Below are 1,777 nucleotides of genomic sequence, written 5' to 3' on the forward strand. Positions count from 1 at the left end.
CTTAGAGAGCTTTTGGCAACTGGAGATGCTGTTGTTTTATATGAATCTCCGTTTAGAATTGTTAAACTTTTGACTGATATAGCCGATATTGATAGTACACGGCGCGTTGTTGTTGGTCGCGAGCTGACAAAAATGCACGAAGAAATTATTGGCGGTACGGCAGAAGAGATGCGTGTCGAATTTTCTTCAAGAGCTAAGGTTTTGGGAGAATTCGCAGTTTTTATTTCGGGCAATAAAAATGCTCAACTTTCGGAAGATAATGCCGATAATTAAGAAGTAAGGTAGGTTTAAAATGATGGTACAGAACATTAATGGAATCAATCCAATCAACAATGTACAGAACTCTCGCCGTACTAATGGCATGGAAAGAACTTCTATTACAGATACTTCTGATTCAATCAACGTTTCTGACGAAGCAAAAGAAGCTGCAAGAGCATATTTTTTGAGCCAGGTTGCAGAAGAAACTCCAGATGTTCGTTCTGACCTTGTTGCCTCTGTTAAAGAAAAAATAAAAGATCCAAATTATTTAAATTCTGTAACAATTGGTTCAGCCGCAGATCGTATTTTGGATTCCTGGGGTTTTTAACTTAACCGTTTATTGATTACTTTAGAAGCAGAACATTTTGTTCTGCTTTTTTTGTTTAGTTTGGAGGACTGGCTGCGTATGACAGATTTTGTGTTTAGAGTTTCGCCTAATGTGATTATTTCTTCTTATGCTGCAAGCCGGATTGGACAGTTTGCCTGCGAGTTTGGAAAAAGGTTTATGCTTGTTTTGGATCCTGTCTTGCGTTCTGTGGGCGCTGCGGACAAAATTACACAGGCTCTTTCTGACCGTGGAGTTGATTTTTTTATTTTTGACGAAATTGCGGAGTCGGCAGATACAAAGGCTGCGGCTTCTGCTCTCAATCTTGCAAAAAATTCTCATATTCAGGCGGTGATTGCAGTTGGCGGCGGAAAAACCATAGAAATCGCCCGCTGTGTCGCTGCATTTTTTTACGAAGAAAAAAGTATCTATGACTTTGCGGATGGTGTGCTCCCTTCAAAATCTCCGCTTCCGCTTGTTGTGCTGAGCACGACTTGCAGGTGTCCGGGTGTTTTTACAGATAGAATTGCAATTTGTGATTCTCGGACGAACGGTTTAAAACTTTTAAAAGTTCAGAATGCGCTTTGCAAAACTACAGTTTTTGACCCTGCAATGTCTGTTACGCTGACCGAAAATCAAACTTTTTCAATGGCTGTGGAAAGCGTCTGTCTTGCGGCGGAAAGTTATTTTTCTCAAAAAGCGAACTTTTTTAGCGATATGACCGCAGAAAAATCGGCAGAACTTTTGCGTTTGGCTCTCGATGGTTCAAATTCTCTGAATATTACGACGTCAAAAGAAGAATTGCTTTTTGAAGGAGGATGTCTGGCAAGTCTTGCGTCTAGCGCATCGTCTTTTGGACCGGCAGGACTTCTGGCTCTTGCGGTAAATGCTAGATTTAAGATAAGCCGTCCTCTTGTTGCCTCGGTTATTTTTCCATACGTGATTGAATTTTGCGCAAAATTCAAGGCTGACCGTGTTGCAAAATTTGCGAACTTCTTTGGAATTGAAAAAAAAGATTCTGAGGCAGAGCAGGCCCAGGCTTTTGCAGACAATATCCGTGAACGTCTCGCAAAAGAAAATCTGCCGCTTCGTTTAAAAGAGCTTTCTGTAACAATTGAGCAGCTTGCCGCTGTTGCCGAAGATGCGGCTTCGACCGACTGGATAAATTTTATGCCGTGTTCAATGACAAGCGAC

At 41.4% G+C, this 1,777-nt stretch carries 2 protein-coding genes and 1 pseudogene; all 3 read left to right on the plus strand.

Going from position 1 to position 1,777, the window contains the following annotated elements; all coding sequences use genetic code 11:
- Nucleotides 1-273: pseudogene (locus B2X33_RS02030) on the plus strand (16S rRNA (cytidine(1402)-2'-O)-methyltransferase); the annotation flags it as partial.
- Nucleotides 274-292: 19 nt separating this feature from the next.
- On the plus strand, nt 293-586 hold the full coding sequence (locus tag B2X33_RS02035) for a flagellar biosynthesis anti-sigma factor FlgM (protein ID WP_078930815.1): 294 nt from the start codon (nt 293-295) through the stop codon (nt 584-586).
- A 78-nt stretch (nt 587-664) separates the two neighbouring features.
- On the plus strand, nt 665-1,777 hold a 1,113-nt coding region (locus B2X33_RS02040; protein ID WP_296667238.1), incomplete at its 3' end, for an iron-containing alcohol dehydrogenase.

Source organism: Treponema sp. UBA785 (genome assembly GCF_002297065.1).
In the GTDB taxonomy this organism is placed as follows: Bacteria; Spirochaetota; Spirochaetia; order Treponematales; family Treponemataceae; genus Treponema_D.

What these genes read in the sequence shown, in the direction of transcription:
- B2X33_RS02035 (WP_078930815.1), top strand. Translation starts at nt 293, where the DNA reads ATGATGGTACAGAACATTAATGGAATCAATCCAATCAACAATGTACAG.